This window comes from Robiginitalea sp., assembly GCF_982776155.1.
In genome coordinates this window covers 315018-335558 of the sequence record NZ_CEXZKX010000002.1, presented here as the reverse complement: position 1 = coordinate 335558, position 20541 = coordinate 315018, and the positions used below count along the sequence as shown (strand labels likewise).

Sequence of the window (20541 nt, the reverse complement as noted above, 5' to 3'; positions counted from 1 at the left end):
TTCGGTTCATCACGGGTTGAGGATATTTTCAAGGGCTGTTTTCCTGTTGATCACGTCCACCATAGACTGCAGGTACTCCCGCTGGGCCGAATAGAGCTGGGTTTGTGCCTGGCGCAATTCAAAACTGGATGCCAGGCCTTCGGAGTACTTGATCGTGTTTTTGCGCTCAATGCGTTCGGCCAGGGCCAGGTTTGCCTTGCTCGTCTGGAAGGTTTCGATGGCCAGGGTGTAATCGCTCCGGGCCTGTTTCAGCTGGAGTTCGAGTTGTTGTTCGGTTTCCTCCAGCTGGGTTTTGGCCTTTTCAAGCGCAATTTTGGCCCGCTGGGTGGAGGCGCTCCGGCCCAGGGAACTGAAAATCGGGATCGATAAGTCAAACCCCAGGATGGAAGACTGAAAGCTCTGGGTGTCCCCGTCAAAATAGGCCAGCGGATCGCCAAAGCCCGTCCGGCCGTAGTTGATAAAAGCATTCAGGGTTGGCAACGCCCGGCTCCGGGCGAGTTTGAGTTCGTAGAACCGTTGCTCGTTGAGGTTCTGGGCGAGTTTATAATCGACGTTGTTTTCCAAGATAAAACCGGATTCCAGCAGTTCGGGCCGCGTTTCCTGCTCCACGAGTTCATCCAGGTCCTGGGTAAGGCGCGTGGGGTGGTCCAGGGGAAGGCCCATGGTGACGTTAAGCATCTGCAGGGTAATTTCCGCCAGGCGCTGGTTGCTGCTCAGGTTGTTGTGCAGGGTAGCCGATGTAATCTGGAGTTGTTCCACGTCTTCCTCTTCTGCCAGGCCGTTCTCGTAGAGCTTCTCGGTTTCAAACAGGTTTTTGTCTACGGCGGCAATGTCTTTTTCCAGCAATTCCACACTTTCGCGGGCCAGCAGAACATTCCCGTAGGATTCCACCACGGCCCGGCGCACTTCCTGTTCGGTTTTTTCCCGGTTGTTTTGGCTGTAGCTCAAAAATGCCCGGGTAGCCTGGATTCCGACGATATAGGAACCGTCGAAGATCTGTTGGCGCAGGGTGGCCGTGGCACTCATGGTCCGGGGCGGCCCGAATACAATTTCCTCGAAGGTGCCGGGTTCTCCCCCGAAGAACTCGGCCGGGATCAGGGAAATGGGTTGCTTGAGCTGGTCCTGATAGCTTACCGCCCCGCTGATCTGCGGCAGGCCCGATGCAATGGTCTCCCATTTCTGCTTTTCGGCATCCGCGATATCGCGGTTCGCATTGATGGCGCTGTAATTGTGCTCCAGAGCAAAGGCCACCGCTTCCTCCAGGCTAAAGGCCACGGGGGCCTCCGCCTCCTGATCCGCGGATTGTGCGGTCAGGGGGGGTGTGCCTGATTGGGTGGCAGGGGGTGTCATTTCTTGGGCATATCCCGCCCGGGCAATCAGCAGGGCAAGGATTCCGATACGAATCAATCGCATTTATTCCAGATTTGAGTTGATGATTTTATTGAGGACTTTCCGGCCGTCGGGTGTAACGATGCCCCGCAGGTGGTATTCCAGATAGTGGTCCATCAGGCCCGGCATCGGAAAGTCGGATTTCGGAAAAAGGTCTTCGTCATTCAGGCTGGTTACCCCTGCAAAATAGATGCGGGCAACAAAGCCGGGATCCAGGTTGGCCCGGTAGATCCCCATCGCCATCCCCCGGTTGATGTTCTTTAACACACACTCCTTCATCATGGCGAACTTCTGTTCGTTGAGGGATTCAAAAATTCGGGGATAGTATTTGCGGAGCTGGTACTGGGGGGAGGATTTCTCGTCCTTCAGGTGGGTCAGCGCAAATTTCTTGATTTCGTATAGCTCCTCGATGGGGTTCAGCCCTTGATCGGTAATACAGGTGATGCCCAGGGAGATCTTCTCGAATAGATTGCAGGTGCATTCGTGGATGAGTTCCGTCTTATTCTTGAAATGCAGATAGATCGTCTTTTTGGAAATCCCCAATCGTTCGGCCAGGTCGTCCATGGTGACGCTCTTAAAGCCGAGTTGCAGGAACATCTCGCAGGCGGTATCGATGATTTGTTCTTTCATAGGGGGGCAAATGTAGGGTGGAAACTTTAAAAACAAAAAAAGTTTCCAAGGTTTTACGATTATTTAACAATCACCTTACCCAATCCGGGTACACGGGACACATTCAGGAAGCTGTTTCTTCGGAGGGCGTGACTTGCAGCTCGGATGTATCCGGCCCGGCAGGGAGCGATAGCAGCGCCAGGCCAAAGGCCCTATCGATCCGTTCCCGGATGCTCCTCGGCCGGGGCATTTCCTGTTTCATTGTTCAATCTTTGGATGTAGTTGTTAAAGGCAGTTTCCCCCTCCTCGTTCCAGAATCGGTCGTAGTAGGCCCATTTGTCCTTTGTTTCGAAAACCCGGTTCCGGCAAACGGGCCGTTCCCCGCCTTTTCCGGATTTCTTTTTGCCGCCCCCCGAACCGTGGCCGCCAAACCCGAACAGCAATTTGGCCAGGACCAGGATGCCGAAGGCTTTCCAGTAACCCACCGTGGGGAGTCCGAACAGCTCGGGCATCAGCCAGTTCCAAAGCAGCATAAAGGCATAGCCCACCAGCAGGAAGATTCCAATGCCCAACAGGATATAAAAGAATATTTTAACGCCTTTAGCCACCCCCCGTTTGACGCGGGCCTCCATCCGCTTTTCCATATGTTTTCCGTAATCCATGACTTTTGATTTTTATTTGTAAACCGTTTTGATATCTCTCGTAATGATTTTCACTGCCTTTTCAGGCATAAAATTTTTCTGCAGGATCGACAGCGCCCGGTGCCTCCGGGACATAAGTGTCCCCGGGGAGATCCCGGTCATTTCGGAATACTCCCGGTAGGAGTAGCCCTCAAAATCCACAGCCAGGATCACCTCCCGGTAGTTGGGCTTCAGGTTTTCGATCCCCACTTTCAGTTGCCGCATCGTGGATTCCGGGTACCTTTCGGCCGACTCCCCGTAAAATCGTTCGGCAAATTCCGACCAACGCTCCTCCAACCGCTCATTATCGCTCTGTTTCCCTTTTCGCGTCCGCATCACGTCGATGATCCTGTTCCGGACCGCGCGGTAGACAAACCCGGCAATATTGTTAATTTGCGAGAGGTCGTCTGCCCTGGAGAAAAGCCGCAGCGCCACGTCCTGGATGATATCCTCGGCATCCCGTTCGGCCGTGTCGTCGATGCGGGAACGCACATAGCCGCTGAGGGATTCGTATTCGTCCCGGAAGAATCGGTTCAGGTTGTTGTAATTGTCCTTGGCTGGGGCCATCGGGTTGATTTAGTTGCCGGCTTGCACCTGTATAGACGAAGACTTCCGATTCTATTGCATATTTTTCGGAAAAATTCGGAGGCTATGATTGAATCCATCGAGCAGTACCGCCAGTCATTTGACGATTATCTGCAGAAAATATTACAATTCGGGGAGCCGGCCGGGCTCTATGAACCCATCGGGTACATCATGGACCTGGGGGGAAAAAGGATGCGGCCGGTCCTGGTCTTATTGAGCGCGGAACTATTCGGGGCCCCCGCGGAGAATGCGTTGCCCGCTGCGGCCGCGGTGGAGATCTTCCACAATTTTTCCCTGGTACACGACGACATAATGGATGCCGCCCCGCTCAGGCGCGGCCGGCCCACGGTCCACCGAAAATGGGACCCGAATACCGCCATCCTCTCCGGCGATGCGATGCTCATTCGCGCCTACCAGCAGTTAGACGGCTATCCCCCGGAACTGTTCCAGCCGCTCACCCGGCTGTTTTCCCGGACGGCCCTGGAAGTTTGCGAGGGGCAGCAATACGATATGGATTTTGAGTCCCGGGATGACGTGGGCATCCCGGAATACCTGCGGATGATTGAGTTCAAGACGGCTGTGCTCCTGGGCTGTGCCCTGCAAATGGGGGCCATCATCGGCGGCGCGGAGGTAGCGGAACAGGAGGCCGTTTACGATTTCGGGATCCGGCTCGGCCTGGCTTTCCAGTTGCAGGACGATTACCTGGACGTTTTTGGAAACCCGGAGACGTTTGGCAAACAGGTGGGGGGCGATATCATTGAAAACAAAAAAACCTATCTCTACCTGCAGGCCCTGGAGCGTTGCGGGGCAGACGATGCCCGGGAGCTCCGGGACCTCTATTCGGTCCGACCCACCAACCCGCAGTCCAAGGTAGACCGGGTACGCCAGATTTTTGAGACCTGCGGGGCCGACCGGCAGACCCGCGATCAGATTGGCGGTTACACCCGCGAGGCATTTGCCAGGCTCGATACGCTTACCGGAAACCCCCGGGCCAAGGCGGCGTTGCGCGATTTTGGGGAGTGGCTGCTCAGCCGAGACTTTTAAGGGAGGAACGCCACAAGGCGCGGATAAACAAGCGTTTCGGACAGGCCGCAATAATCCGGAGGTCTTCGCCCAGGGAAGTCTGCTGGTGCAGGAAACGCAATATCCGGGTGGGGGGGACGCGCCTGAAGAGGGCGGAAAACACCTCGCCCCCGCGGGCATTGTTGCCCGCCAGCACCTCCAGCAACACCAAATCGTAGAACCAGAAGCGGTCCCGCCGCGCCATTTGCAGGCGCTTCCCGGATTTGAGGGCCTTTACCAACCGGGGAACCAGCTGCGTACTGTTCCAGAAGGTGTAGCCCGTGCTTGGACGGGCCCAGCCCCCGGCAATCCCGATATGGGTGATATGTTTGCTGTCCCGGGCCGTAAAATCGTTGCAGGTCATCGGGATGCTCCCGCGTTCTTTTTCCAGGATTTCATATTCCCCGACCCCGTATTCCTCCTGGAGGTACGCTTCAATGGCTGCCTCGTATTCCCCGGGTTCCAGCAGGTCTTTTGAAAAGAGCGTGTATTCCAACAGGGCCTCCGTCGGGGAGTCCGGGAGCACATACATAAAGCGCGTGTTTCCGCGCTGCGGGATGCCAAAATCCATAAAGGTCGGGGTGTCCGGATCAAAGACCGGCCGGGGGACCCGGACGCGCCACCCGATAAAATGCTGGCGAATCAGCGGATAGGGGCGCCCGGGGAGGGGCGGCTGGGAAAACGGGACGCTGCTGAAAACCCGGGAGGTTGTATAGGAGGCCCGGGACGTCTTCAGAAAGGCGCCATCGGGGCGCTCCTCAACATGGTTTACCGCTTCGCGAATGACATGGATATTCGGGCAGGTGGCGATCTTTTGGTAGTAGGACGCGTAAAAATCTTCCCCGCGGAGCATTTTGTAGGACAGCGGAAGCAGGGGGAGCACCCGGTCGATCCCGGTTCCCCGAAAACGCATCCGGTCCCAGCGGGTTTCGATCAATTCGTCGAAAGCGCCCTCGCCGGACTCCCAAAAGCACCAGGTCCGGTCATTGCCTTTTTGCTCCTGTTTCTCGAACAGGGCAATCCGCTTCCCGTCAAACCAGGTGTCGCGCCCCATGGCTTCGGCGAGCAGGAGGCCGGAGGCCCCGCCCCCGATGATGATAAAGTCAAAATGTTCCATAGCGGCAGAAAGGCCCGGGTCCAAAAGTACGAATTCGGCCGTGAAACGCCTGCCGCTGCGAGAGGGCGGAATATCCCCGGCAGGCGGAATGCCCGGGCAAGCGGGATTGCCGGCTCTTGCAGGCGGCCTTCAGAGCTGGTAACGCAACCCGGCAAATCCGCGGATCCCCTGGTTGGGCCCATAGACATAGGCGGGGTCAAAAGTGAGGCCATAGGGATTGCCTTCCGAGGGTACCGGGTCCCCGGACGCGTCGAATTGCACCTGTTTGTCAAAGGGGTCCCCGGCCCGGGCAATCAGGAAGGGCGTACCCCGGTTCGGCGTCCAGTTCAGCAGGTTCTTGACCCCCGCATAGATTTCCATATGCTCGAGCCCCTTGAAGGTGAACTGGATGTTTTGGATGCTCCAGGCAGGGGAATATTCCGGACGCGGGTCCAGGTCCCCTGCCAGGGGCAGGCGCATGGGGCCATAGAGGTTGCCCGTATAATCAGCCGTCAGCTGCAGCGGGCGGATGGGGAAGGAGACGCTCCAGGTGGCCGAATAGCGCTCGGTGAGCACAGGTCGGCTGTTGGTCCCTTCAGCGTCGACGCGAACGTCCTGCAACGTGGTCCCGGCAGCCACCCGCAGGCCATTGGCGAAGGCCGCATCCAGGTTGAGGCTGAACCCCCGGGAAACGGACCGGCCATCCAGGTTCCGGTAGAAGATCCGGTTGGGGTCCGAATCGTAGTCGGGCAAAATCTGGTTCGAGAAATCCGTGTAGAAAGCCGAGGCGTCCACGCTAAAAAAGTGCCCGTCGGGCGTGTAGAATTTCCTGAGGTAATTCAGGTTGAGGTTCCAGGATTGTTCCGGGAGCAGGTCCTCGGCAATCACCACGTCCCGGGCGCCGGTAAGGGCCGCGTGGTCTTCCGTGAACAGGTTGACTACCCGGAAGCCGGTCCCGAAGTTCAGCCGGAGGAGTTCGTGTTCCCCGAGCTGGAGCTTTACGGCCCCCCGGGGGGTCCAGATACTCCCGTGCCGGGGATCCTGGTCGTATCGCAGGCCGGCCAGTAGCGTGTGTTTGCCGGAGAATCGGTATTCGTCCTGGGCAAAGAGGCTCGGGATCCAGACCCGGTCCGGGTCATTGCCCTGAGGGGAATCCGTAGCCGGGGTATTGTCGTCGTAGTAGTTGTACCTCAGTGCAGCCCCTACCAGCAGGTCGTGGTTCCCGGCTGTCTTGTCCCAGCTCAGCTGCCCAAAGCCGATCCGCTGGTCGGCCAGGTAGGGGAGGTCGCCGTACCAGGAATCCTGGCGGTGGTCGTTATAGGATACGGACAGGAGGAGTTTTTCGGGCAGGGGCAACTGGTACCGGCCGAGAAGTTCCCAGCGTCGCGTGTAGATGCTCTCCCCGTAAATGGAATCGGTTCCCCGGAATTCCGGGGTCCACTGCATTTCGCCCCCCCAGCGGTCTTCGTAAAAAAATCGCCCTGCCAACGAGAATTCCCGGGAAGAATCCCGGGTGAAATTCCATTTCTGGAAGACGGAGATCCGATCCTGCAACGTGACGTCTGTAAAGTTGTCCCCGTTGTTGTCTGTCGGCACATCGTAGTTAAAGTAGTTTATACCGGTGAGCACCCGGGTGTTCTCCCCGATCCGCAGGGAACCCCCGGCATCCAGGTTGTATTCGCCCCAGCCCGTGGCAAAGCCGTCGGCAAAGAATTCCGGGGCCGTCAGCGCATTTTTTGTGATGATGTTAATCAGACCGCCCACCGCTTCGCTGCCGTATAGCGAGGAGGCTGGCCCTTTGACAATCTCGATCTGTTCGATCAGCGCATTCGGGATACCCGACAACCCGTATACGGTACCCAGGCCGCTGACAATCGGCATGCCGTCTATCAGCACCAGGGTATACGGCCCCTCAAGGCCGTTTATGTGGATATCGCCGGTGTTGCACACGTTGCAATTGATCTGCGGGCGCACCCCGTTTACGGCCTGAAGTGCCTCAAAAACGTTGGCAGTTGGGTTCTTCCGGATAAAAGCGGGGGAATAGACTTCAACAGGTACCGGGCTCTCAAAACGGCGGACTGCCTTGAGGGTTCCGGTAACCACTGTCTCGTTCAATTGTTCCGCCCGGGGCTGCAACCGAATCTCGAGGCGGGAGCCCGCCGGCCCCACGCGGACCGATTGGCGGTGGGTCCGATATCCTACGGCGGATACCACCAGGGTATGCGTGCCATCGGGGAGGTCCTCCAGGCGGAACTGCCCGTCCACATCCGTGGCAGTTCCCGTTTCCAGATTCCGCAGGTAGACATTCGCCAGGGGAACGGGGCCTTCGGAATCCGTTACCATTCCCCTCAATTCCCGATCCTGGGCCAGGGCGGGTGCCAGGCCAAGGAGCAGGCTGATAATCGGGAGGATACAGCGGATATTCATGCTTACTAAAATAAAATTTAGACAAAGCTAAAAATTTGTTTTTACAATTAAAAATGTATTTTTGCTTTAACTAAAATTTCAACGTTTACCCCGGATGACCCATTCCGAAGAGAATTACCTGAAAGGCATCTACCACCTCTGCAAGGGGGGCTCCGTGGCGGTGGCCACCAATGCGATCGCCGCCCAGATGGACACCAAGCCCTCCTCGGTAACCGATATGGTGAAGCGGTTGTCTGAAAAGGGCCTGGTAGACTACCGGAAGTACCAGGGGGTTTCCCTGACCGAATCGGGGAACCGGCAGGCATTGAAGATTATTCGAAAACACCGGTTGTGGGAGTTGTTCCTGGTAGAAAAGCTCGACTTCAAATGGGATCAGGTCCACGAAATAGCCGAACAGCTGGAGCATATTGAGAGCGAGGTGCTGATCGACCGGCTGGATGCCCTGCTCGAATACCCGGACTACGACCCCCATGGCGACCCGATCCCCGATAAGAACGGGGTGTTCAAAACCCGGGAGAAGAAACTCCTCTCGGCCATGCCCGTGCCTTCGGAAGGGCAATTTGTGGGGGTGAAGGATTCCTCGGCGACCTTCCTGAGGTTCCTTGACCGGCATCGCATTGCACTGGGGAAAAAGGTATCCATCCTGGAAAAAGAAGAATTCGACAAGAGTATGCGCATCCGGCTGGATGGGGAGGCGTTCCGCATCTCCCACCAGATCGCGTCCAACCTGTATATCAAACCAAACAATGCCTCATGAAAGCAGTAGTAGACTACATGCAATCCATCGACCCGATCCTGGCGGCCTTCTATGCCACCCTGTTTACCTGGGGGCTTACCGCATTGGGAGCGGCCCTGGTTTTTTTCTTCAAGACGATGAACCGGGCCGTCCTGGACGGGATGCTCGGGTTTACCGGCGGGGTGATGGTGGCTGCGAGTTTCTGGAGCCTCCTGGCACCCGGTATTGAAATGAGCCCGGGCGAAGGCTTTGAAAAAGTCATGCCCGCCGCCGTCGGGTTCTTGCTCGGGGCTGTGTTTATTTTCGGTCTCGATAAAATCCTGCCCCACCTCCATATCAACTTCAAGGAAAGCGAAGCGGAGGGGATCGATACGGGTTGGCGGCGCACCACGCTGCTGACCCTGGCCATTACGCTCCACAATATCCCGGAAGGTTTGGCCGTGGGGGTTTTGTTCGGCGGGGTGGCCGCCGGGTTTGAAGGCGCTTCCATCGGGGGTGCCGTGGCTCTCGCCCTGGGCATCGGCCTGCAGAATTTCCCGGAAGGCTTTGCCGTGGCCATGCCGCTTAGACGCTACGGCCTGAGTCGAAAGAAGAGCTGGCTGTACGGGCAGGCCTCTGCCATGGTGGAACCCGTCGCAGCCGTTCTCGGCGCCTGGGCAGTCCTCACCTTTCAGCCAATCCTGCCTTATGCGCTGTCCTTTGCAGCCGGGGCAATGATCTTTGTGGTGGTTGAGGAGGTTATCCCGGAAACCCAATTGGACAAATACACGGATATCGCCACCATGGGCTTTATCGGCGGGTTTATCATTATGATGGCCCTGGATGTAGGCCTGGGATAAACGCGGCCCTGGGATAAAAAAAACCGGCCTTCGCGGCCGGTTCCTTTTATCTGTAGTCTGCAAGGCTATTGCCTGAGTCTGCCAGGCTATTGCCCGCCTTCGCTCCAGGGGGGTACCACCCCGTTGGAACGGGCGTAGGCAATCAGCTGCCCTTTGTGTTCCCCGTTGTGCTCCAAAACCACCAACAGGCCCGAGAGCTTGTTCATCTTGGCAAAGCCAAAATCGACTTCTTCCCCAAAACTGCCCGGGTCTACCATTTGCAGCTTTTCATTGATGAATGCGGAAGACTTCTTGTAGGTTTCGATGATGTTGTCTTTGCCTTCAATGGCCTCCATATTCATGATGTCCACGCCTTCTGGCGGCGGGAAGCCCATGCGCATGGCGATGTAGTAATTGGCTGCCGCCGTGTGCAGAATGGTCTCGCCTGTGGAGCGAACCCCTTCGGACGGACGCCACCCCATTTGTTCTTCGCTGAATGCCCCGGCCAGGTCCACCATCTGTCCCTGAACCCGCTCGAGCATCCCCGAAATTCCCGGGACAACCACTTCGTCCTGGGCTGTAGCGCCGAAACAGACGACGCCCATGATTAAAAGGATAATTTTTTTCATTTTCAAAAAGGTTTGTTTTCGTTAGATCCCCACAGCCTCCTGAGCCGCAGGCATGTTCAATATACGAAATTATCGCGTGGGTCCGGGGGCCATTTGTTCGCGGGACCTCTCCGATAAAACGCAGGGAGACGCCAAGGGTGAAAATAACGGCTGCCGACGGTAATTTTTTAAACGGAATCTCCGTTAGAGGTATAGCGCCCCCGGCGAGTTTCCTTCAGACCGGACCGCGCAATACGATTAAACAACAAGGTACAATGGCCCGAACCAAGCGATCGGTTTTCTGGAACCTCCTCCTGGTAGCCTGCCTGGTGGTATGCGCCCTGGCTTTTACCGCACATTACCGGAACTGGACCCGGCTGGAACCGCACCGCATGCAGCTCCTCTCCGGGATCTATTACCTGGATTTGCCCTATGCCGAGATCAATAGCGTGGGTTGGGTGCCGAAATTGCCGCAGCTGGAACGCCAGAGTGGATTTTCGGCCGGGGCCCTGGAGAAAGGGGTCTTCAGGGATTCGTTACAGCCGGCCCGGCCCGTATACATTTTGGTAGATGACCTGAGGCAGGATAAAATCGCGGTGCGCTACCGCGACAGCCTGACGCTCTATCTCAATTTTGCCGACTCCGCCGAGACCCATTCCGTCTATAACCTGCTACTGGCCAAACACGAGGAGTACCGCACCCGGGAGCCCTAGAAGTACGATGCAATCAGGTACGTACGCTGCTTACAATTCGTTTTAAGCTTTCAAATCGATCCATATAGCCAACCGCAATATTGTATGCCGCCCAAATGATATGCAAACGGGCTTTCGGGATTTACCCGTTAGCTGTATTTTTGGCCGACTGAACGCAAACGGTTATGAGAAATATCATCGGGTTGATCACTTTGCTGGCTACCTGGGCGCTGCCGGCCCAGAACCGCCTGGAGATCGAAGTGGAAGGGGTAGAGGCCTCGGAAGGTGAGATCCAGATAGCCTTATATACCCATGAAAAGGACTTCCTGTCCATGGAGGGGGTATTTCGGGCAGATAGCGTAAAGGCCAGTAAAGGCACTACGCTGATTTCTGTGGAGGACCTGCCGGCGGGGACCTATGCCCTGGCCATTTTTCACGACCGCAACAGCAACAAAAGGCTCGATACGAACTGGATTGGCGTCCCCAAGGAGCCGCTGGGCTTCTCCAATGCCCGGATGCGGACCTTTGGCCCGCCAACTTTTGAGGATTGCATGATGCACGTGCAGGCAGACGCCCGGATAACGATCCGCCTCGAATAACTAGCCCCCGGATTTGGTGGTGATCACGATGACGCCGTTGGCCCCGCGGGAGCCGTAAAAGGAGGCATCGGACGATCTGAGCACCTTAATGGATTTGACATCCACAGGTTGGACAACATTTTCGATTTGACGGAACGAATTTCCCATGGCAAGGCCATCCAGCACATAGAGGGGTTCGGTTTGGGACCCCGACATGGAATTGGCACTTTTGGAAAGAACGGGCACCCCGTTCTGTATGGAGATGCCGGGCAGTCTGCGGATACGGGTGATCAGCGGGATCACGGCGCTGTTCCGCTCGTCCATCTCGGCTTGCATATCGGTGATTTCCCCATTGGGATTGCCGGATTTAGAGCTGCCGCAGGAAGCCCCCAGCAGGAGGGCGGCCAGCAATAGCAGGGCAGTAATATTTTTCATATAGTGTATCGATTTAATGGCAGCCGCAATCGCCGTCCCCGCAATCCCCGGATTTCTTAGCAGAAGGCCAGAGGAATTTGCGCACCAGCCAGGCAATGGCCAGGGCAACGGTGAGGTAGGCGAGTATGTTCTGCAAATTCCATTCCATTATGCGAGTATTTGGTAGGCAGCGAAAGCTACAATATAGGCAAATGCGCTCATAAACACCAATTGGAGGATGGGCCATTTCCAGCTGTTCGTCTCGCGCTTGACGATGGCCAGGGTGCTCATACACTGCATGGCAAAGGCGTAGAAGAGCAGCAGGGAAATCCCCGAAGCCAGGTTAAAGAGCGGTTCGCCCGTATCTTCCTTCACCTCGGCAGCCATCCGGTTCTTGATGGTTTCCTCCTCGTCGCTGCCCACGCTGTAAATCGTCGCCAGCGTCCCGACAAAGACTTCCCGGGCAGCGAAGGAAGTGAGTACGGCAATACCGATCTTCCAGTCGTACCCAAGAGGTTCCACGGCGGGTTCGATAAACTTGCCCATCCGGCCTATAAGCGAATGCTCCAATTTGTAGCCGGCGATTTCCTGATTCACCGCCCGCACCTCCAGCAACGACCGAAATTTTACAATCGAATCCTGAACGCTGCCAACGGGCACCCGACCGTCAGCGGGCGTAACCCCCGCCCGGAGCGTACTGCGGTATTCCTGCATTTTCTGGTCCATATACGCCTTGCTGTACTCGCTGAAGCCCTGAGACTGCACCCGTTCGGTCACAATCTCTTCGGCATTCCGGAATTCCTCGGAGTACCCGGTGGAGCCCAGGAACCAGAGTACAATGGAAATGGCCAGGATGATCTTCCCGGCCCCGTAGACAAAGCTTTTGGTTTTTTCGACGACCGTATAGAAGACATTCTTCCATAAAGGCCACTTGTAATTGGGCATCTCCACCACAAAGAAGCTCCTGTTCGGGATTTTCAGGATGCGGTTCAGCCCCATGGCGGAGAGGATTGCGGCCAGAAAGCCCACCAGGTAGAGCAGCATAAGCGTGAGGGCCTGGTAGCTCAGCCCGATAAACCGGCCTTCCGGGATCACCAGGGCGATGATGATCAGGTAGACGGGCAGGCGGGCGGAACAGGTCATAAACGGGGTCACCAGGATGGTGATCAGCCGTTCCTTCCAACTCTCGATATTCCGCGTAGCCATCACGGCCGGAATGGCGCAGGCGGTCCCCGACATAAGCGGGACCACGCTTTTGCCGCTCAGGCCAAAGGGCCGCATCACCCGGTCCATCAGAAAGACCACCCGGCTCATATAACCGGATTCCTCCAACAGGGCGATAAAGAAGAACAAAAAGGCGATTTGAGGGATAAATATTACGATCCCCCCGATCCCGGCCACCACTCCTTCGGCGACCAGATCGGTAAACATGCCCGGCGGCAGCGTGTTTTTGATCCATTCACTCGCCGAGGCAAAGCCCGCGTCGATAAAGTCCATGGGTACTTCGCTCCAGTCGTAGATGGCCTGGAAAATCGTCAACAGGATCAGGAAAAAGATCAGGTAGCCAAAGACCTTGTGGGTGAGGATCTTGTCGAAGGTGGCGCGCAAGCCTTTGGCGGCGGCCCAATCCACCTTGTAGGTCTCTTTCAGGACCCCGTTGATAAACTGGTACCTCAGGATGGTCTCCTTGTGCTGCAACCGCTTGAGTTCACCCCGCGATTTGATGTCGTAGGTAGGGGCCTCCCCCCTCAGGTTTTTTTGCAGGGGTGTAAAATTCACATCCTGGGTAATGACCACCCAGAGTTTGTAGAGTTCCTCCCCCGGAAAGGTCTTTTTGAGCCGCCCGAAATACTCCGGGTCTATTACGGAGACGTCTACACAGGGCGAAGCCGGGATTTCCCGGTAGCGTTCAATGTGATTTTTCAGCGTTTCGATCCCCGTATTCTTCCGGGTACTGATCAGGGCAATGCGCGTATTGAGTCGTTTTTCCAGGGCCTCCACGTCCAGGCTGATCCCCTTGCGCCGCATCCGGTCGGCCATGTTGATCACCAGGATGGCCGGGATGCTCAGGTCGCGTATTTGGGTAAATAGCAGCAGGTTGCGCTTAAGGTTCTCCACGTCGCTGATTACCACGGCCACGTCCGGGAAATCCGGGGCGTTCCGGTTGAGGAGCAGTTCCACCACCACACTCTCGTCCAGGGAAGTCGTGTTCAGGCTGTACGTGCCCGGCAAGTCCAGGATATGCGCTTTGATGCCGCGGGAGAGCTTGCAAACCCCCTGCTTTTTCTCCACGGTGATCCCCGGGTAATTGCCAACTTTTTGGTTCAGGCCGGTGAGCCGGTTAAAAACGGAGGTTTTCCCGGTATTTGGGTTGCCGATAAGAGCGACCTTGATGTCCTTACTCATTGGGGGGGAGGGGTTCCAACGCAATTTGGCGGGCCACTTCGCGGCGGATGGCAATGTGGGAGCCGTTGACGTTTATGTAGATGGGGTCGCGCAGCGGGGCCACCTGGACCATTTCGATAATGTTCCCGGGCAGGCAACCCAGTTCCAGGAGCTTTATGGGGAGTACATCTTCGGTAAATTCCTTGATGACACCGCGCTCCCCGCGACGTAAGTCCGCTACGTTCAAACCCAATTTTTATTTAGATTGATTATAAGCAAGAACAAAAATACGTGAAATTGCGGATATCGGAGCCTCCCCGGCCAAAAAGATTCAGGGGAGTGTCCGGAGCGCCGTTAAGCGGTCCCGTCACCGGGGTTCGTTCTAACCCCGAGCAGTTGGGTTGCCCCCGCCTGCCGGGTTGCCACCGCCCGGTCTCCGTGTTGGGCCGGAACACTCAGTCCGGGGCTGCGTAGGAAGCCTGCAGGATTTGCAGCTCCTCCAGCAGGCGCGCCATCTCCTCCCGCCGTGTCCCGTCGTAGGTCCCCCGGATGCGCCCTTCCTTGTCTACTAGGATAAAATTTTCCGTGTGGATCATATCGAAGGGACCGCCGTCCCCGTCGGTCTTTACGGCCATATAGGATTTTCGAGCCAGCTCGTAAATCTGCTTTTTGTCGCCGGTTACCAGGTTCCACTTGGCGTCGATCACCCCCTTTTCCAGGGCGTATTCCTTGAGGCGGGGAACCGAGTCGATTTCCGGGGTCACCGAATGCGAGAGCAGCAGCACTTCCGGCTGGTCGCGGAGCTCGTCCTGAAGGTAGGTCATATTCTCGGTCATGATCGGGCAGATGGTTGGGCAGGTGGTGAAAAAGAAATCCGCAATGTAGATGTGCCCGTCGTAATCGCTGCGGGTAATGGTATCCCCGTTCTGGTTGACCAGGCTGAAATCCGCCACCCGGTGGTATTTCTTGATGTGGCTGATCTCCGCGTCCACGAGTTCCGGGTTAAAGTCGGCCGGCTGGTAGACCGGCAGCACCTGCCGGGGTTCCAGGGCGTTGTACATCAGGTAGATGATGACGCCCGAAACCACCACCAGCGTGATCCAGAAATATTTGTAGCGGAAGAGCAGGGAGCGCATGGCGTGCTTTTTTGCAAAGGTACGCAACGGGCGCATCCCGGTCAAAACCCCGCCGGGCCGCGCGTGCTAATTCTTTCTTAAAGATGTCCGCACCCGGCGGATTTCTTTTTTAAAGCGTTTGTAAAAGTGTACTTTTGTGCGTTTTAAACCGCGAGAAGCCTATGTCTCCAATCCTGATTCAAGCCCTGCAATTCCTCCTCAGCCTGTCGCTCCTGATCGTGCTGCACGAAATGGGGCATTTCCTGCCCGCCAAGGCATTCAAGACCCGGGTCGAGAAATTCTACCTGTTTTTCGATATTAAGTTTTCGCTATTCAAGAAAAAGATCGGCGAAACGGTTTACGGCATTGGCTGGCTGCCGCTCGGGGGGTATGTGAAAATCGCCGGGATGATTGACGAGAGCATGGATACCGACCAGATGAACGAGCCGCCCAAACCCTGGGAGTTCCGTTCCAAGCCGGCCTGGCAGCGGCTGATCATCATGCTGGGCGGGGTAACGGTGAACTTCCTGGTGGCCTGGGTCATTTATATCGGGACCTCTTTTGCCTACGGGGATGCCTATATCGCTGCAGACAGCATCGAAGACGGCTACCACGTGACCAACCCGGTGCTCCTGGAGCTGGGCGTCCAAACGGGCGACAAGCTGGTAGCCATCGACGGGCAGCGCTACGCAAAGTACGACGACCTCCGCCGCAACATGATCACCGCAGACCGGATCACCATTGAGCGGGACGGGGTGGAGCGCGAAATTGAGCTGCCGGAGGACTTCCTCGGCCAGCTTTCCACCGGGGAGGACCTGAGTTTGTTCAACCTGCGCTTCCCGTTTATGGTTGGGGAAGTCTCCGACAGTTCCCTAAACAAGGACGCCGACCTGCAGCCCGGCGACCTGGTGCTTTCCCTCGCCGGGGAACCCGTCAAGTACTACGACCAGGTGGCACCCATCATGGATACCCTGGCCAACCGGACCATCCCGGTAAGTATTGAACGGGACGGGGAAACCCGCACGCTGCAACTGCAGACGGACGAAAACGGGAAACTGGGCATCTACCCCGGGGGCAGCATGAAGCGCTTCTCGGAGATGGGCTATTTCGATACGGTAACCGAGGAGTACAGTTTCGGGGAGAGCATCGCCGTGGGCGGCCGCAAATTTGTGGACCAGATTGGCGGCTACTGGCTGCAATTGAAAAAGATATTTACACCGAGTACCGGGGCGTACAAGGGCGTGGGCGGCTTTAAGGCCATCTTCGACATCTTCCCGGACTTCTGGAGCTGGCAGGGCTTTTGGGAAATCACCGCATTCCTCTCCATCATGCTGGCCGTGCTGAACCTGTTGCCCATCCCGGCCCTGGACGGGGGGCACGTGATGTTCCTGCTCTACGAGATGGTGTCCGGCCGCAAGCCCAGCGACAAATTTATGGAGTACGCCCAGATGGTGGGTTTCTTCCTGCTCATCGCCCTTATCCTGTTTGCGAACGGGAACGATGTGTACAAGGCGTTGTTCAAGTAAGCGGCCCGCCGGATTCGGAAACCGGGGCCTGAAATTATGGAGGGGAACCCCCGGTTGTACAAGCGCCCGGGCGATGAATTTCTCGGCATCTTTGATTGCTCGTAAATAAAAATAATTTATATTTGCACCCGCTTATCAAGCAAAAAATATTCCTCCTTAGCTCAGTTGGTTAGAGCATCTGACTGTTAATCAGAGGGTCCTTGGTTCGAGTCCAAGAGGGGGAGCATTTCACAGGCCGGTTTTCACCGGCCTTTTTTTATTTCATTGGGCTCGAGCCAGCGCACCGGCGGGCACCTTCGCCACTTCGACCCTCATTGCCTTGGATGTGCCGAACCTGAAACGGATAGTTGCCGGACGTATGTTGCTATACCAGGCGCTTAACCATATAGTAGAGGTCCAGGTTTTTCGTCCAGTAATCCTTCTCCTTCCGGATCAGCTCAAACCCGAACCGTTCGTAGAACCGATAGGCCAGCTGGGAGGTGTATACCTCCACTTTTTCGATCCCGGATTCCGGCGTCATACATTGTAAGCAGTGCTCAATCAGTATGGACCCCAGGCCCTGTCCCTTGAATGCTGGATCCAGGAAATCCCAGGTAAGCCTTCCCAGCCCCGGCCCGGAGAGGCAATACCCTCCACTCCCCACAATTTGCTCCTTCAGGGTCAGCACAAAATAACTATCGGCCTGGCGATCCAGATAGTCCCTGAGGTCCTGCAATTCCCCGGGATCGAAGTATTTGGGCGTATTGCTGAGGAAAATGCGCCTGATCTCGGGCCAGTGGGCTTCTTTATAGGGTGTTATCCGGGGTTGCATGTTAGAACTGTATACGGTTTATGACCAATCCCTGCCACTTATCCGGTTGGGGTTTATGGGTGTCCGGATCATAATGTGGCCAGGGGCTGTTGGCAATGTAATAGAATGCATGGTTCGCCAACAACTTTCCGTTGGTGGGTTCCCCCCCGAGATCCAGGTCGTTATCCAGGAGTTGCACGCGTTTTACCTCCCCGGAAGCCTCAATGGAAATCCGGATCAGGCGCATGGGGTTCGAGTTATTCTGAATGCCAATCAGGTTGCGGGAATCCAGAGCCGACAGGCCGTCGATCCCCTTCAGCAAAAATTCGGGCGAACGCAGCCATTTCCTGATGGACAAATCGTTTGCGTCCAGGCTTAAAATACCCTTGATATAGTCCGCGAGGTAAAGTTTTTGATTCGCATGGTTATATGTTATCCCCTGCAGATTAAAGGCATCTGAAATCTCCAGGGTTTGGACCAGCTCCAGGTTTCGGGCGTTCACCCTATAGAGGATGGGGCGCCGGGAATCGCTGATATAAATCGTGCCCTGTCCGTTGGAAGCCATGGACCCCAGGATGGATTCACCCGGTATTTCAAGGCTGCCCTCAACGCTTTTTGTCCCAATATCAATCCGGCTGAGGTAGGATTTGTATTGCTGCTCCGGGTTGTATCCCGCGAATTGGGGGATGACGCTGGTAGTCGCATAAAGGTATTGCCCATCGTCCCCGACCAATAAGCTCAGGGCGGACCCCGGGAGGGAAACTTTAGCAACAAGCCGGTGGTCCTGGCGACTCAGGAAATGGACAGCCCCCTGGTTCACCTCGGAAAGTATGATGTAGTCGGGGGTGAGTGCGATATCCTCAAAATGGTGTTTTTCCGCGAGCCGGAGGAACGTTTCACTCCGCCGTATGGTTTTTGAATACGCCCGGAGTTTTTTATCCAGCTTTTTCCTGAAACTGCCCTGGCGCATGAAGGAATCCACGGCCGGCTTTTGTTCGAATCGGTCTGAGGCATCCCAGCTCAGGTACCTGCCCAGGGCCTGGTATGCTTGTTTTTCTCGCCCGCAGAGGATAAGTCCTTCCACCTCGTTGAGCAGCAGTTCCGGGTGGGAGGGGTGGAGTTGCAATGCCTGCCTTGTCAAGTCCAGATAGCGCTCATAGTCCTTGACCTGAAAGGCTTCCTGGCTTTCCTGGTAGCGTTCTTTTAAGGTCTGGCCCCGGCCGATCTGGGAGCAAATGATTAAAAGCGCAGCAAATAAACAGCCCCTCATTTTTTACCTAAATTTAGCATATCCCACCGGTTGCACGTTTGTTGAAGCCAATTTTCTCTATTTTTAAGGTTAAACTCTATACCTCATGAAATACGCGATTTTCTTTTTAATGCTGGCCATACCGCTTTTAGGGAATGCCCAAAATTCCGACTATAGCGTCAGTTCTTATAAGGACGAGGGCAGAAAAGCTCCTAATACCCATTATATCGGGGAAGCCTGGTTGAACGGGGTTTTGCGGGCCGAAGGAGAGCTCTCATACAATATCACCAAAGCCACTTTTAAGGCGAATTCCACCCTGGATTGGCACAAACACGATGCCCCGCAGGTGTTGATCGTTGTGGAAGGCGAAGGCTACTACCAGGAACGTGGCAAAGACCCGATGCGCATGAAGGTCGGGGATGTCATAAAATGTGAAAAAGAAACCGAGCATTGGCATGCATCCTCCAAAGAGCACGATGTGACCTACCTGGCCATCTATACCGGGGAGACCACCTGGACGGAAGTTCTTACGGAGGAGGCTTATGATGCCGTGGCTGAGAAATTGAAGAAGTAAGCAGGAAACTCCCATAAAAGGTTCCGGTTAAGCTAGAACGGAGACCGGGACTATAACCCTATTGAGAAGCGATCGGCAGTACGAGAAAGCAGCCGTATCCCTGCCGTATCGTGGAGGCGGGTCATTTGCACATTCAGAGTGGAAAGTAAACCTGCCGATCTTCGAGAGAAGCTATCAGTTTTTTTATGGTCACTTCTTCCAGGACCCTGTTGAATTCCGTTTTTCCTTTCCCCACCAGGTCATGCAGGGCACACGGGTTTTCCGAATTGCAATTGCTGATCCCCAGAACACAGGATTCCACATACTGCCCCCCGTCTACCACCCTGACAATATCCATCAGCGTGTGGTTTTTATTTTCTTCAGACAGGTAAAACCCCCCGTTCCTTCCTTTGATGGAAGAAATGATATTGTGTCTGGACAATACCTGCAGGATTTTCGCCAGATAGGATTCCGAAACATGGATTTGTTCATACATGTCCCGGGTCAGGATCTTTTTGGGCTCGCTGGAATGCAACCCCAAATAGATCACTGCTTTAATAGCGTATTTCGCGGTTTTTGAAATCATTTGAAATCGGGAATTTCTGTGGCAGATTTCACCATACGAAGATTAAAAGATGTTTTTATCCTTTTAATGACAAATATCATGTTTTCCGCGGTATTCCACCGATACATTTGTCGTGTTAAATCTTTCAAAAATGAGAAAAATACTAATAAGCATGTCATTGCTCGTCGGGTTGATCACCCTTAGCTGCGGTGAAAAGAAGGAGAATAAGGAAGCTGATGGGTTCAAGATAGAACGCAAAAGCTCCCAGGATGCAACCAAGGCCGAAACCCCGGCAACCGAAGGTGTCAAGGCCTCTGAAAGGGTGGACCTCACCAATAAAGGCGTAGGCCCCATTACTTCGGTGACCCTTGATCCCGAGATTGACCAGGAAATGGCCGCGGAAGGGGAGGCCGTATACAATCAGATGTGCCTGGCCTGCCACAAGGTCGGCAAACGGTTTATCGGACCGGCCCCCAATGGTATTTTGGAACGCCGGACCCCGGAGTGGGTAATGAACATGATCCTGGCACCTGAAAAAATGGTCAAAGAAGACCCGCTGGCGAAAGATCTGTTAATGGAATTTAACGGGTCGCCCATGGCAAATCAGGGCCTTACCGAAGAGCAAGCCAGGGCCGTACTGGAATATTTCAGAACCTTAAAATAA

General features: G+C 55.5%; 23 protein-coding genes and 1 tRNA gene. 9 read left to right on the top strand and 15 right to left on the bottom strand.

Annotated features, from left to right (window positions below; all coding sequences use genetic code 11):
- Positions 1–9 precede the first annotated feature (9 nt).
- From AC3DKS_RS05125 to AC3DKS_RS05110, 4 genes are all read right to left on the bottom strand, one after another.
- Positions 10–1413: a TolC family protein gene (locus tag AC3DKS_RS05125; protein ID WP_015753103.1), complete on the bottom strand. Its 1404-nt coding sequence runs from the start codon at positions 1411–1413 to the stop codon at positions 10–12.
- Entirely contained in the window at positions 1414–2019 is a 606-nt protein-coding gene (locus AC3DKS_RS05120) for a TetR/AcrR family transcriptional regulator (RefSeq protein ID WP_015753102.1), read from the bottom strand.
- A 191-nt stretch (positions 2020–2210) separates the two neighbouring features.
- The gene (locus AC3DKS_RS05115; RefSeq protein ID WP_474731011.1) at positions 2211–2660 is read right to left on the bottom strand and encodes a hypothetical protein; all 450 of its coding nucleotides are present in this window, start codon (positions 2658–2660) and stop codon (positions 2211–2213) included.
- Between the two features lie 12 nt (positions 2661–2672).
- Positions 2673–3245 carry an RNA polymerase sigma factor gene (locus tag AC3DKS_RS05110; protein ID WP_272606809.1) on the bottom strand — a complete coding sequence of 191 codons (573 nt, stop codon included), beginning with the start codon at positions 3243–3245 and terminating at the stop codon, positions 2673–2675.
- An 84-nt stretch (positions 3246–3329) separates the two neighbouring features.
- On the opposite strand from AC3DKS_RS05110, the gene AC3DKS_RS05105 reads away from it, so the two are divergent.
- Positions 3330–4307, top strand: a complete 978-nt coding sequence (locus tag AC3DKS_RS05105; RefSeq protein ID WP_272606808.1) for a polyprenyl synthetase family protein — start codon at positions 3330–3332, stop codon at positions 4305–4307.
- Here the strand turns inward: AC3DKS_RS05105 and AC3DKS_RS05100 are convergent.
- Together AC3DKS_RS05100 and AC3DKS_RS05095 are read right to left on the bottom strand one after the other, a co-directional pair.
- Positions 4291–5442 (bottom strand): lycopene cyclase family protein, encoded by a 1152-nt coding sequence (locus AC3DKS_RS05100; protein ID WP_474731008.1) that lies wholly within the window; start codon positions 5440–5442, stop codon positions 4291–4293. The two genes, AC3DKS_RS05105 and AC3DKS_RS05100, sit on opposite strands and share 17 nt — an antisense overlap.
- 129 nt (positions 5443–5571) lie before the next feature.
- Positions 5572–7848 carry a TonB-dependent receptor gene (locus AC3DKS_RS05095; protein ID WP_474731006.1) on the bottom strand — a complete coding sequence of 759 codons (2277 nt, stop codon included), beginning with the start codon at positions 7846–7848 and terminating at the stop codon, positions 5572–5574.
- 94 nt (positions 7849–7942) lie between these two features.
- Here AC3DKS_RS05095 and AC3DKS_RS05090 point away from each other — a divergent pair, with 94 nt between their 5' ends.
- Both AC3DKS_RS05090 and AC3DKS_RS05085 read left to right on the top strand, forming a co-directional pair.
- Positions 7943–8605: a metal-dependent transcriptional regulator gene (locus AC3DKS_RS05090; RefSeq protein ID WP_015753096.1), complete on the top strand. Its 663-nt coding sequence runs from the start codon at positions 7943–7945 to the stop codon at positions 8603–8605.
- Positions 8602–9423: a ZIP family metal transporter gene (locus tag AC3DKS_RS05085; protein ID WP_015753095.1), complete on the top strand. Its 822-nt coding sequence runs from the start codon at positions 8602–8604 to the stop codon at positions 9421–9423. Before AC3DKS_RS05090 ends, AC3DKS_RS05085 begins: the two co-directional genes overlap by 4 nt.
- 86 nt (positions 9424–9509) lie before the next feature.
- Here the strand turns inward: AC3DKS_RS05085 and AC3DKS_RS05080 are convergent, their stop codons facing one another.
- Positions 9510–10031 carry a DinB family protein gene (locus AC3DKS_RS05080; protein WP_015753094.1) on the bottom strand — a complete coding sequence of 174 codons (522 nt, stop codon included), beginning with the start codon at positions 10029–10031 and terminating at the stop codon, positions 9510–9512.
- Positions 10032–10285: 254 nt separating this feature from the next.
- Here AC3DKS_RS05080 and AC3DKS_RS05075 point away from each other — a divergent pair, with 254 nt between their 5' ends.
- Both AC3DKS_RS05075 and AC3DKS_RS05070 read left to right on the top strand, forming a co-directional pair.
- Entirely contained in the window at positions 10286–10723 is a 438-nt protein-coding gene (locus AC3DKS_RS05075; RefSeq protein WP_474731001.1) for a hypothetical protein, read from the top strand.
- A 164-nt stretch (positions 10724–10887) separates the two neighbouring features.
- Positions 10888–11301 (top strand): DUF2141 domain-containing protein, encoded by a 414-nt coding sequence (locus AC3DKS_RS05070; protein WP_015753092.1) that lies wholly within the window; start codon positions 10888–10890, stop codon positions 11299–11301.
- On the opposite strand, the gene AC3DKS_RS05065 is transcribed toward AC3DKS_RS05070, so the two are convergent.
- The 5 genes from AC3DKS_RS05065 to AC3DKS_RS05045 form a co-directional block, all read right to left on the bottom strand.
- Positions 11302–11715, bottom strand: a complete 414-nt coding sequence (locus tag AC3DKS_RS05065) for a TonB-dependent receptor plug domain-containing protein (RefSeq protein ID WP_474730998.1) — start codon at positions 11713–11715, stop codon at positions 11302–11304.
- A gap of 13 nt (positions 11716–11728) precedes the next feature.
- Positions 11729–11863: a hypothetical protein gene (locus tag AC3DKS_RS05060; RefSeq protein ID WP_015753090.1), complete on the bottom strand. Its 135-nt coding sequence runs from the start codon at positions 11861–11863 to the stop codon at positions 11729–11731.
- Positions 11863–14100: a ferrous iron transport protein B gene (feoB, locus tag AC3DKS_RS05055; protein ID WP_272606802.1), complete on the bottom strand. Its 2238-nt coding sequence runs from the start codon at positions 14098–14100 to the stop codon at positions 11863–11865. The genes AC3DKS_RS05060 and feoB overlap by 1 nt, the downstream gene beginning before the upstream one ends.
- Positions 14093–14326 carry a FeoA family protein gene (locus tag AC3DKS_RS05050; RefSeq protein ID WP_420592668.1) on the bottom strand — a complete coding sequence of 78 codons (234 nt, stop codon included), beginning with the start codon at positions 14324–14326 and terminating at the stop codon, positions 14093–14095. Before AC3DKS_RS05050 ends, feoB begins: the two co-directional genes overlap by 8 nt.
- 208 nt (positions 14327–14534) lie before the next feature.
- On the bottom strand, positions 14535–15215 hold the full coding sequence (locus AC3DKS_RS05045) for an SCO family protein (protein WP_474730994.1): 681 nt from the start codon (positions 15213–15215) through the stop codon (positions 14535–14537).
- 161 nt (positions 15216–15376) lie between these two features.
- Here AC3DKS_RS05045 and rseP point away from each other — a divergent pair, with 161 nt between their 5' ends.
- Both rseP and AC3DKS_RS05035 read left to right on the top strand, forming a co-directional pair.
- Entirely contained in the window at positions 15377–16720 is a 1344-nt protein-coding gene (rseP, locus tag AC3DKS_RS05040) for an RIP metalloprotease RseP (RefSeq protein ID WP_474730991.1), read from the top strand.
- 150 nt (positions 16721–16870) lie between these two features.
- Positions 16871–16944, top strand: a tRNA-Asn gene (locus tag AC3DKS_RS05035).
- 140 nt (positions 16945–17084) lie between these two features.
- On the opposite strand, the gene AC3DKS_RS05030 is transcribed toward AC3DKS_RS05035, so the two are convergent.
- A complete protein-coding gene (locus tag AC3DKS_RS05030; protein WP_474730988.1) occupies positions 17085–17531 on the bottom strand; it encodes a GNAT family N-acetyltransferase in 447 nt (148 codons plus the stop codon).
- Position 17532: 1 nt separating this feature from the next.
- Complete coding sequence (locus AC3DKS_RS05025; RefSeq protein ID WP_474730986.1) at positions 17533–18780, bottom strand: YncE family protein; 1248 nt, start codon at positions 18778–18780, stop codon at positions 17533–17535.
- Between the two features lie 85 nt (positions 18781–18865).
- Between AC3DKS_RS05025 and AC3DKS_RS05020 the strand changes: the two genes are divergently transcribed.
- Positions 18866–19333: a cupin domain-containing protein gene (locus AC3DKS_RS05020; protein WP_474730985.1), complete on the top strand. Its 468-nt coding sequence runs from the start codon at positions 18866–18868 to the stop codon at positions 19331–19333.
- A 133-nt stretch (positions 19334–19466) separates the two neighbouring features.
- Here AC3DKS_RS05020 and AC3DKS_RS05015 read toward each other — a convergent pair whose 3' ends face one another.
- Complete coding sequence (locus AC3DKS_RS05015) at positions 19467–19898, bottom strand: RrF2 family transcriptional regulator (protein WP_015753082.1); 432 nt, start codon at positions 19896–19898, stop codon at positions 19467–19469.
- 130 nt (positions 19899–20028) lie between these two features.
- Here AC3DKS_RS05015 and AC3DKS_RS05010 point away from each other — a divergent pair, with 130 nt between their 5' ends.
- Entirely contained in the window at positions 20029–20541 is a 513-nt protein-coding gene (locus AC3DKS_RS05010) for a c-type cytochrome (RefSeq protein ID WP_041326905.1), read from the top strand.

Bases quoted from the DNA above. Each gene is read 5' to 3' on its own strand.
- AC3DKS_RS05125 (WP_015753103.1), bottom strand. From the start codon at position 1,413: ATGCGATTGATTCGTATCGGAATCCTTGCCCTGCTGATTGCCCGGGCG.
- AC3DKS_RS05120 (WP_015753102.1), bottom strand. From the start codon at position 2,019: ATGAAAGAACAAATCATCGATACCGCCTGCGAGATGTTCCTGCAACTC.
- AC3DKS_RS05115 (WP_474731011.1), bottom strand. From the start codon at position 2,660: ATGGATTACGGAAAACATATGGAAAAGCGGATGGAGGCCCGCGTCAAA.
- AC3DKS_RS05110 (WP_272606809.1), bottom strand. From the start codon at position 3,245: ATGGCCCCAGCCAAGGACAATTACAACAACCTGAACCGATTCTTCCGG.
- AC3DKS_RS05105 (WP_272606808.1), top strand. From the start codon at position 3,330: ATGATTGAATCCATCGAGCAGTACCGCCAGTCATTTGACGATTATCTG.
- AC3DKS_RS05100 (WP_474731008.1), bottom strand. From the start codon at position 5,442: ATGGAACATTTTGACTTTATCATCATCGGGGGCGGGGCCTCCGGCCTC.
- AC3DKS_RS05095 (WP_474731006.1), bottom strand. From the start codon at position 7,848: ATGAATATCCGCTGTATCCTCCCGATTATCAGCCTGCTCCTTGGCCTG.
- AC3DKS_RS05090 (WP_015753096.1), top strand. From the start codon at position 7,943: ATGACCCATTCCGAAGAGAATTACCTGAAAGGCATCTACCACCTCTGC.
- AC3DKS_RS05085 (WP_015753095.1), top strand. From the start codon at position 8,602: ATGAAAGCAGTAGTAGACTACATGCAATCCATCGACCCGATCCTGGCG.
- AC3DKS_RS05080 (WP_015753094.1), bottom strand. From the start codon at position 10,031: ATGAAAAAAATTATCCTTTTAATCATGGGCGTCGTCTGTTTCGGCGCT.
- AC3DKS_RS05075 (WP_474731001.1), top strand. From the start codon at position 10,286: ATGGCCCGAACCAAGCGATCGGTTTTCTGGAACCTCCTCCTGGTAGCC.
- AC3DKS_RS05070 (WP_015753092.1), top strand. From the start codon at position 10,888: ATGAGAAATATCATCGGGTTGATCACTTTGCTGGCTACCTGGGCGCTG.
- AC3DKS_RS05065 (WP_474730998.1), bottom strand. From the start codon at position 11,715: ATGAAAAATATTACTGCCCTGCTATTGCTGGCCGCCCTCCTGCTGGGG.
- AC3DKS_RS05060 (WP_015753090.1), bottom strand. From the start codon at position 11,863: ATGGAATGGAATTTGCAGAACATACTCGCCTACCTCACCGTTGCCCTG.
- feoB (WP_272606802.1), bottom strand. From the start codon at position 14,100: ATGAGTAAGGACATCAAGGTCGCTCTTATCGGCAACCCAAATACCGGG.
- AC3DKS_RS05045 (WP_474730994.1), bottom strand. From the start codon at position 15,215: ATGCGCTCCCTGCTCTTCCGCTACAAATATTTCTGGATCACGCTGGTG.
- rseP (WP_474730991.1), top strand. From the start codon at position 15,377: ATGTCTCCAATCCTGATTCAAGCCCTGCAATTCCTCCTCAGCCTGTCG.
- AC3DKS_RS05030 (WP_474730988.1), bottom strand. From the start codon at position 17,531: ATGCAACCCCGGATAACACCCTATAAAGAAGCCCACTGGCCCGAGATC.
- AC3DKS_RS05025 (WP_474730986.1), bottom strand. From the start codon at position 18,780: ATGAGGGGCTGTTTATTTGCTGCGCTTTTAATCATTTGCTCCCAGATC.
- AC3DKS_RS05020 (WP_474730985.1), top strand. From the start codon at position 18,866: ATGAAATACGCGATTTTCTTTTTAATGCTGGCCATACCGCTTTTAGGG.
- AC3DKS_RS05015 (WP_015753082.1), bottom strand. From the start codon at position 19,898: ATGATTTCAAAAACCGCGAAATACGCTATTAAAGCAGTGATCTATTTG.
- AC3DKS_RS05010 (WP_041326905.1), top strand. From the start codon at position 20,029: ATGAGAAAAATACTAATAAGCATGTCATTGCTCGTCGGGTTGATCACC.